Raw genomic sequence first — 7,846 nt, forward strand, 5'->3', positions numbered from 1 at the left:
ATGAATATCGCAAAAATCGCAAATAATAATTTACCGTGCCGATGGTAGCTTGAGTTCGATGCCCAGTTTTTGACCGACATCGATCGCCTTACCAGCAAAATCCGTCACGCCAGCGACACCAACTCCGATCGCAGTACCCGCCGCAATCATCGCAGTCAAGCTCTTCTTTAACCTGGCTTTATTCCATTGGTTTTCCGGTTTCTTGATTTCAGCTTCGACATCTTCAATATCGATAATTATCCCATCGCGAATGTCTTCGGGAAACTGCGTCGCGGTTTCACGCATCGATGAAATTAGTTGCAGGATTTCTGCCGTATTGGCATTATTTGTTTGATTGAATTGGTTATTGCTAACTTGCGCGTTGTCGCTGCCGATAACACCAGACATCGGGCCGTTGAAGTTGTTGGTTTTGGAAGAATCTTGAGTCATTTTATTACCACCGAGGTTGAGATTGTAAATAATTCGTTGCTCACTGGAATGAGCTTCAATACCATCGTATACTTTAAATTCATCGCCCATTAGCTTTCTGCGACGAAGTTCGATCGACTCATACCCATCCAGCAACGGCCGCAAATCCCAACTCTTTTTAAGTTTGCCGATCCGAACCTTAGTCTCGCCCATCTCCTCCAGCCCTAGCAAATCCGCGTAATCCAGCGGAGTAGCATCGGGATAACCGGGAACCGGCACCCATTGACTGATTTCCAGATTGGCAAAAGAATTGTGGATTGTGCTAAACGTATCGCGAATCATGCTGAGGAAAGAACGCCGCGTCGATTCCCGCCCGCTAACGGCAATAAAGATTTTCTTATCTTCCGGGTCAGATTTGATCCGGGCGATGTTGTACACCTCAGCGCCTTCGGTGTACTCCAGCATAACCCCCGTGCGCCAGTGGGTGCAGTTGTGGATTTTCTCGTGCATGAGGACGATGAAGCGCGAGAGGATGCTGTCGGGGAGGATGCGGTAGTGATATTGAAATTCCAGGGTTTCGCCTTGGAGTTTGGTGTTTTCCGGTTGTTCTTTCGGCAAGATGCCGGGGATGAGGAAAGTCGGCGCGGGGCAATTGCTGACGGGGAAGCAGAGTTCAAATTTGCCCATCAAGTCGGTGAGGCAGTGGTAGCGGTGGCTGGGATATTTATTTGAGTCGAGGATGCGGCTGAGGTCGGCGTAGGTGAGAATGCCTTTGGTTTTGACTTTGAGTGCGTCATCGCTGAGGAGGGCATAGATGCCTTCTGTCACCCAGTGGGGATTGAGGATGTTGGTGGATTGCAAAATCGGGTGTTCGCGGAAGTTGAGGACAATGCCCAGCTTGTGCAGCAGGTCGATTAGTTGGGTTTGGTCGGTTTCTTCAAAGATGTTTTCTTTGGCGCAGATGGTGGCATATTCGCTGATGCTGATGATGTCTTTGTCCAGGTTTTCCAGGCGCTGCTTGACTTGGAACCAGCTTAGGGGCAAAAGATCGTAGACTTCTTTGAGTTGGGAGATTTCGGTGTGGATGGCGCTGCGGAGTTCGTCGATGCCGATTCCGCTTTCGCAGGAGGTTTCGACAATCGCTTTGATGTTGGGATATTTGTCGCGCAAGGCTTTGCGGTTCAGATCCAGGGGTTGTTCGTCGCACTTGTTGCCCACGAGGATGACGGGGGATGCGTCGCCGAAGCTTTCGATCAGTTTCAGCCAGTATTCGAGGCGGTTTTCGTCTTCGCTGGTGCGGCAGTTGCACACCAGCAGGTAGAGGCTGCGTTTGGTAAGGAAAAATTGGTGGGTGGCGTGGTAGATTTCTTGTCCGCCGAAGTCCCAGACGTTGAGTTTGACGGGTTTGGTGTTGACTGTAATTGGCCAGTCTGTGATGTTGAGTCCGTCGGTTTGGGGCTCGTTGGGGTTGTATTTGTTGTGGATGAGGCGGTTGATCAGGCAGGTTTTGCCGACGCTGCCTTGCCCGACTAGGAGGACTTTGGCTTCGTTGAGGGGGAGAACTTCGCCACTGCGGAGTTTGCGGAGGTAGTTGAAGATGGCGGCGGGAGTACCGGGTTCTTCATACTGTTGAGTTGGCCCTAGAATTTCTGGAGAAATGGGCAGGCGATTGCGGCGGAGGTCGAGTTTTTCAAGTTTTGGCAGTGTTTCCAAGCATTCAGGAATCTTTTCAATCTGATTGTTCCAGAGGTTAAGCTGTGTCAGATTCGGCAGTTTGCCGATGACTTCTGGGATGGATGTAATCTGATTGTTATTGAGGTCAAGCTGTGTCAGATTCGACAGTTTGCCGATGACTTCTGGGATGGATGTAATCTGATTGTTACTGAGGTCAAGCTGTGTCAGATTCGACAGTTTGCCGATGACTTCTGGGATGGATGTAATCTGATTCTTACTGAGGTCAAGCTCTGTCAGATTCGACAGTTTGCCGATGACTTCTGGGATGGATGTAATCTGATTGTTCCAGAGGCTAAGCTGTGTCAGATTCGACAGTTTGCCGATGACTTCTGGGATGGATGTAATCTGATTGTTACTGAGGTTAAGCTCTGTCAGATTCGACAGTTTGCCGATGACTTCTGGGATGGATGTAATCTGATTGTTACTGAGGTTAAGCTCTGTCAGATTCGACAGTTCGCCGATGACTTCTGGGATGGATTTTAAACCAATACTGGTTAAATTTAAACTCTCTAACTGCTTCATTTCCAGCAGCACTTCTGGCATCGTTCCGAATGGATTGCCGCTGAGGTCGATCGATCGCAAATTTAAGAGCGCTCGTAATTGCTCTGGCAGTGTTCTGAATTGATTGGTAATTAGTTTCGGAGTCAGTTTACCATCAACAAATTCCCAGTCTTCCGTCTTTTTCCCCAACACCAACGTCTCAACCTGCGTACACTTGCCAATCTCCCCCGGCAATTCCTCCAACCCCAACCCCGACAAATCCAGTTGGGTCAATTTTTCCTCGGCTGCTTGGCCAATTCGCCGTACTGCTTCCTCTCGCGTCATGCCCTTTCTCTCTCGGTAGGATTCATTTTATTGTGACAGGAATTTTCGCTTGGTGGGGAGTTGCCCGCGCGTCACAATCAAAGAAACCGGTTTTTTTTTGTTTCTACACTGTCATGCGTCTTCTGGGCAAAAACCCGGCTTCTGAGCGAGACATCACAACTATAATAAAATAACCGTTAAAAGAGGAAAGCCAATGGTGACGAGCCTGAATGTGGATACCGCACTGCTGCAAGAGGCGATCGAACTTGAGGGAGAAATTGAAATCGAGACTCTAGTTGAAATCGCCTTGCGCGAATACATTCAACGCCGCAAACAGCCACAGAATCTCGAACTTAGCTTTGGAGAATCTCTCACTGCATTTCGTGAAAAATATCAACTGCACGAACTCGGTTTAAATCCTGATGAAATTTGGGGAGAGGTTCGCGATCGAACTTTTGCAGGACGCGAGGTTATCTTTGAATGACGCTGCGTTATTTACTCGATACCAACATTATCTCCGAACCTGTTCGTCCTCTTCCGAATGCGAATGTGATGACTAAACTAATTGAGGCAAAATCCACGGTGGCGATCGCCTCGATCGTTTGGCATGAAGTTCTGCTGGGCTGTTATCGAATGCCAGATTCTAAGCGTCGCAGTGCGATCGAAGCTTATCTTCAGGAAGAAGTGAAAGTAAAATTACCGATTTTGCCCTACACCCAAGAAGCGGCTGAGTGGTTCGCTAAAGAACGAGCAAGACTCATCCCGATCGGGCTTACACCGTCTTATGCTGATGGGCAAATTGCAGCGATCGCTAAAGTCAATAATCTGATTCTGGTGACACGAAATGTTGCTGATTATGCAAACTTTCAAGACTTGGCAATCGAAAACTGGTTTTCTTAAACTTAATCGATTTAATCATCGGTTTGATGACAAACAATAATGCGATCGATTTCTTCCCGGTGGCGATCGTAATAACGCCAAGCATTCTCTAAATCGCGATCGTCCAAGACTGGATAATTCCGAAGTAACTCAGCCTCATCAGCCCCCTGTTGGTGAAGCGAAACCAGTGTCCAAACCGGAATGCGGGTGTTGCGAATCCGGGCATATCCTCCACAAACTCCAGGCGTACTCTGAATCGCCCTAGCCGAGAGTTTTTCTTGAAGCAGCAAACTCTCTTCAGGTGTCAGCGACTCAATGACTTGAATTAAGGAGTCAACCAACTGAATGTTCATAACTGGTAATTTACGGAATATATAATAGTACGATCGCTCAAACTATCATAGCAAATTTCCCCAACACCAAGCTCTCAAGCGGAGGGCACTTGCCTATCTCCGGTGGCAATTCCTCCAACCCCGCCAAATCCAATTCTGTCTAGCCTTCATCTGCGGTTGTCGATTAACTGCAACAACTCCTCTGGCGTCATATCCTTTATCTCTCGGTAGTCTTCATTTTATTGTGACAGGATTTTTCGCTTGGTGAGGGGGACTTAGGACACGGCAGTGCCGTTTCCCTACAATTAATTCGGCGATGATTATATCCGAGGGAGGGCGATCGTCGATTATTTTGGGGTAGGGAAACGGCATTGCCGTGTCCTCCGTGGCCTACGCATCAAAACCTTCATAACCGGGTTTTTTTTTGTTTCTACGACTGTAACGGGTCTTCTCAGTAAAAACCCGGTTTCTTACTACCCGCGAGGAATCTGGGGAGGAAAAAGGCTACACATTTTTTGTTTAGTAGATTTATGTTAAAGGGAGATGAATGATTCGGTCTTGGTATTCGTTATCAAACGAACCATCCACAATCACAATCAATTCCTCAATATTTTGCCCAATACTTAAATCCTGATTCAAAACAAAAATCCCTGGAATATGACAACCTTGAGCCAGATGATCTACCAAATGTACGGGCATTGACTTGCGATTGTTTCTCACCAAAATAAAGTTACGATCCTCACACCACACCAAAATCTCCGGATCGAGCGTACTTTTCGGAGGCGTACCAATGTCGCCTACTGCCCAAACTACTAAATCGGGGCGTTTCCGGCGAAGCTGTGTGGCATAAATTGGCGTAACATTCTCATCCATCAAATATTTAAGCGCCATTCATCAAGCACCCTGGATCGCAGTTTGCCTTTCCCGTTCTGCCTTCAATTTTCGCAATCTTTCCGCAGCGGGATGAGGATTTGCTGCTTGCAGCTTTCGCTGTTGATGCGACCATTCCAACCAATCTTGTATATATTGACTTACTGATTCCTTGTTCAGCAAATAATACAAAATAGTCGTGTAAACTTCTGCCAAAGTTAGAGATGGATAGAGTTGCTGAATTTCTTCGGCGGTGCGTTCCCGATACAAATACTCATACAGCACCGTCTCAATCCCGATGCGATGTCCTTTAATCCGAATATCATCCGGTGCTAAGAAATCAAAATACTCATTCAGTCCCATATCTAAAATCCCTCTTTTAGCTATCTACTATTCTACTATTCGGTTTGAGCGGAAACAATTATGCGCTCGATTTCTTCGCGGTGGCGATCGTAATAACGCCAAGCATTCTCTAAATCGAAAACAGAAACTCTTCTGCGTAAGTTCTGTCAGATTTAGTATGAAGCCACATTAAAAACACAGCCCTACCAATTGGTTGGAGCTGTGTTTTTTACAATTAAATTTTCGATGCGGATAAAAGGACTTGAACCTTCACTCCTTTCGGAACCAGAACCTAAATCTGGCGCGTCTGCCAATTTCGCCATATCCGCATTTTGACATTCAAATACTATAGCACACAACAGAGCATCCGTCAACATCGAGAAACCCGGTCATTTTTGGACACCGGGTTCACTGATGAGTTATTGCCACAGGAATTTTCCCTATTTCTCACTCGTGACTTAGCTTTGACCGATCGCCTTCCAGGTTGTTTCGTCCACCACGCCGTCCGCCGTCAAACCCTTATACTCCTGAAAGCTCTTGACAGCCGTAGCAGTGCGAGCACCAAAAATGCCGTCTATCGGGCCCGGATTGTAACCCTGTATTTGCAAACGCACCTGTAGCGTCTTCACCTTGGAACCAGCAGCGCCTTTGGTTAGGGCAGTTGCAGGATTGCGGATAACAGGAGCGCTGTTCTCAATAGGAGCATTGCTCTGCAAAGTTTCAGGAGCCCGCGCCGGCTCGGCTGCTAAAGCTGTCCAAGTTTCTTTGTCCACGATGCCGTCTGACTTCAACCCCTTAGACTCTTGAAAGGCACTGACAGCCGATGCGGTGCGAGATCCATAGGAACCGTCGATCGTCCCTACCTTGAAACTGTGCACCTGCAAGCGCTGCTGTATAGCCGCAACTTCTGGCCCATCAGCTCCCGCTGAGATAGTTTTTTCCTTTCTCACCGGCTTTTGCTCGCCCGCGTAAAAAGGCTTGTTAAACATATCTCCTTGGGAATTTGCATCGGGCGATGCCGACGCACCCGGATCGGCAGGAGCCGCAAAGTCTCTGCGGTACTGTTCCTGCACAAAAGGTTTGGAGTCGAAGGCAGCAGTTGCCTTTCTGGTCAACGCGGGAGCTAGCAGAGCGATCAAGCTGAAAATCGTAACAGTAGTTACACGCATAAGTTTCATCCTGTTGGTGAGGTTTGACAAAGTTTCGCTGTTCTCATGTTTCTAAATCTAATTGTATTACCCGGACAGCTTTCTGAGACATATAGCAGAAGGAAGAAAGAAGAAGGAAGAAGCAATCGACCGCATTGGTTTGGGCTATTAAGAACGTCCTAACCGTCGGGCGCGGTTGCTATATCTGCCCCAGCTTCTAGAAGTTCGGTTATGGGGACAGCCTCAGTCAGGAGTTGCAAGTTGGAAGTTATATCGTTTCCGGTTGCATCGGAATGATACCGAGGACACGGCAGTGCCGTGTCCCTACCCATTAATTGTAGGGACACGGCACTGCCGTGTCCTCCGTTTATATCATTCCGAAGCTAACGGATTTGATATTACGAGTTAGAAGTAGGGGCCGGTACGCACTATTCCTCAAAAACCCGGTTGATTCCGAGATATTTCGTTACCAAAGCCCATATTTTCCGATAAACCGGGTTTCTTAGCCTAAGTCCTATTCTACAAAACCTGCTGTTATTCACAAATCTTTACGGGCGGGTTTTGTACAAAGTTTATCTATCAGAAGCAAAGTTTTTTTTTCTCAACCCGCCCCAGATCAAGCAAAACTCGCCACTTATCGGTTCGCGTGCTCTGCCAATAAAGCTTTCGCTCTCGGCTTGTAAATCAGATAAAACAGTGCTTCTATGTAGCGGAGCATATCTTCGCGGTTTTCCTTGGACGAGTAGTTCCAGAAACCGTAAGTCCGGGCCAGCATCAGCAGCCTGGTAGTGTGAATTTGCCAGGTATACGTGCTGTAAACTCGGTCGATTCCTCGCGTTGAAATTTCATACCAATAGTTTGGATTGTGCGCGCATTTTGAGAAAAAATCTAGAATTTTTTGGGCTGTTTCCTGGTGGTTTGTCGGGTTGATATAAAACCCGTTTACCCCATCTTGAATGATTTCCAGCGGGCCGCCAAACTGCGTCCCGAAAGTGGGAATTCCGGTAATCATTGCTTCTAGAATTGTCAAGCCGAAAGCTTCAAATAAGGCTGGCTGAACAAATATACCTTGGCCGTCGGCGATTACCCGGTAGATTTCGCCGGACAGGCTTTTGGACAGCCTCACTCCCAGCCAGCGAATTTTACCGTGAAGGTTGTATTGGTCGATAATTGCGTAGAGCTTTTTAATTTCTTCTGCTTCTTCGTAGTCTTCGGTTTCTTCGACCCTGAGCTTGCCAGCTACTAGAATTAAGGGTTCTCCTGAACTTATGGTTATAAGTTTATCTAATCACAAAAGCAAGCTAATACGCGATTCCTGAAATTATTAAA

The 7,846-nt window shown here is 47.2% G+C and carries 10 protein-coding genes and 1 tRNA gene; 2 read left to right on the top strand and 9 right to left on the bottom strand.

Annotated features, from left to right (window positions below; translation table 11 throughout):
* Positions 1 to 30 precede the first annotated feature (30 nt).
* Entirely contained in the window at positions 31 to 2,967 is a 2,937-nt protein-coding gene (locus tag QUA02_RS18610) for a leucine-rich repeat domain-containing protein (protein WP_333029779.1), read from the bottom strand.
* Between the two features lie 193 nt (positions 2,968 to 3,160).
* Between QUA02_RS18610 and QUA02_RS18615 the strand changes: the two genes are divergently transcribed.
* Positions 3,161 to 3,430, top strand: a complete 270-nt coding sequence (locus QUA02_RS18615; RefSeq protein ID WP_333029781.1) for a type II toxin-antitoxin system VapB family antitoxin — start codon at positions 3,161 to 3,163, stop codon at positions 3,428 to 3,430.
* Positions 3,427 to 3,846 carry a type II toxin-antitoxin system VapC family toxin gene (locus QUA02_RS18620; RefSeq protein ID WP_333029782.1) on the top strand — a complete coding sequence of 140 codons (420 nt, stop codon included), beginning with the start codon at positions 3,427 to 3,429 and terminating at the stop codon, positions 3,844 to 3,846. Before QUA02_RS18615 ends, QUA02_RS18620 begins: the two co-directional genes overlap by 4 nt.
* An 11-nt stretch (positions 3,847 to 3,857) precedes the next feature.
* Here QUA02_RS18620 and QUA02_RS18625 read toward each other — a convergent pair whose 3' ends face one another.
* The 8 genes from QUA02_RS18625 to QUA02_RS18660 all read right to left on the bottom strand — a co-directional run bounded on the left by QUA02_RS18625 (position 3,858) and on the right by QUA02_RS18660 (position 7,793).
* Positions 3,858 to 4,178: a DUF433 domain-containing protein gene (locus QUA02_RS18625; protein ID WP_333029784.1), complete on the bottom strand. Its 321-nt coding sequence runs from the start codon at positions 4,176 to 4,178 to the stop codon at positions 3,858 to 3,860.
* A 213-nt stretch (positions 4,179 to 4,391) separates the two neighbouring features.
* Positions 4,392 to 4,529, bottom strand: coding sequence for a hypothetical protein (locus tag QUA02_RS18630; RefSeq protein ID WP_333029785.1), 138 nt, complete (start codon positions 4,527 to 4,529; stop codon positions 4,392 to 4,394).
* Positions 4,530 to 4,685: 156 nt separating this feature from the next.
* Complete coding sequence (locus QUA02_RS18635; protein WP_333029786.1) at positions 4,686 to 5,048, bottom strand: DUF5615 family PIN-like protein; 363 nt, start codon at positions 5,046 to 5,048, stop codon at positions 4,686 to 4,688.
* Between the two features lie 3 nt (positions 5,049 to 5,051).
* The gene (locus tag QUA02_RS18640) at positions 5,052 to 5,390 is read right to left on the bottom strand and encodes a DUF433 domain-containing protein (protein WP_333029787.1); all 339 of its coding nucleotides are present in this window, start codon (positions 5,388 to 5,390) and stop codon (positions 5,052 to 5,054) included.
* A gap of 226 nt (positions 5,391 to 5,616) precedes the next feature.
* Positions 5,617 to 5,698: transfer RNA gene (locus tag QUA02_RS18645), tRNA-Leu, on the bottom strand.
* A 129-nt stretch (positions 5,699 to 5,827) separates the two neighbouring features.
* Positions 5,828 to 6,538: a peptidoglycan-binding domain-containing protein gene (locus QUA02_RS18650; RefSeq protein WP_333029788.1), complete on the bottom strand. Its 711-nt coding sequence runs from the start codon at positions 6,536 to 6,538 to the stop codon at positions 5,828 to 5,830.
* Positions 6,539 to 6,696: 158 nt separating this feature from the next.
* The gene (locus tag QUA02_RS18655; RefSeq protein WP_333029789.1) at positions 6,697 to 6,864 is read right to left on the bottom strand and encodes a hypothetical protein; all 168 of its coding nucleotides are present in this window, start codon (positions 6,862 to 6,864) and stop codon (positions 6,697 to 6,699) included.
* A gap of 287 nt (positions 6,865 to 7,151) precedes the next feature.
* Positions 7,152 to 7,793, bottom strand: a complete 642-nt coding sequence (locus tag QUA02_RS18660; RefSeq protein ID WP_445305185.1) for a glycosyltransferase — start codon at positions 7,791 to 7,793, stop codon at positions 7,152 to 7,154.
* Positions 7,794 to 7,846 lie beyond the last annotated feature (53 nt).

Source organism: Microcoleus pseudofavosus SVA1_A4, from assembly GCF_036700565.1.
In the GTDB taxonomy this organism is placed as follows: Bacteria; Cyanobacteriota; Cyanobacteriia; order Cyanobacteriales; family Microcoleaceae; genus Microcoleus.

Bases quoted from the DNA above. Each gene is read 5' to 3' on its own strand.
- QUA02_RS18610 (WP_333029779.1), bottom strand. From the start codon at position 2,967: ATGACGCGAGAGGAAGCAGTACGGCGAATTGGCCAAGCAGCCGAGGAA.
- QUA02_RS18615 (WP_333029781.1), top strand. From the start codon at position 3,161: ATGGTGACGAGCCTGAATGTGGATACCGCACTGCTGCAAGAGGCGATC.
- QUA02_RS18620 (WP_333029782.1), top strand. From the start codon at position 3,427: ATGACGCTGCGTTATTTACTCGATACCAACATTATCTCCGAACCTGTT.
- QUA02_RS18625 (WP_333029784.1), bottom strand. From the start codon at position 4,178: ATGAACATTCAGTTGGTTGACTCCTTAATTCAAGTCATTGAGTCGCTG.
- QUA02_RS18630 (WP_333029785.1), bottom strand. From the start codon at position 4,529: ATGCCGTTTCCCTACCCCAAAATAATCGACGATCGCCCTCCCTCGGAT.
- QUA02_RS18635 (WP_333029786.1), bottom strand. From the start codon at position 5,048: ATGGCGCTTAAATATTTGATGGATGAGAATGTTACGCCAATTTATGCC.
- QUA02_RS18640 (WP_333029787.1), bottom strand. From the start codon at position 5,390: ATGGGACTGAATGAGTATTTTGATTTCTTAGCACCGGATGATATTCGG.
- QUA02_RS18650 (WP_333029788.1), bottom strand. From the start codon at position 6,538: ATGCGTGTAACTACTGTTACGATTTTCAGCTTGATCGCTCTGCTAGCT.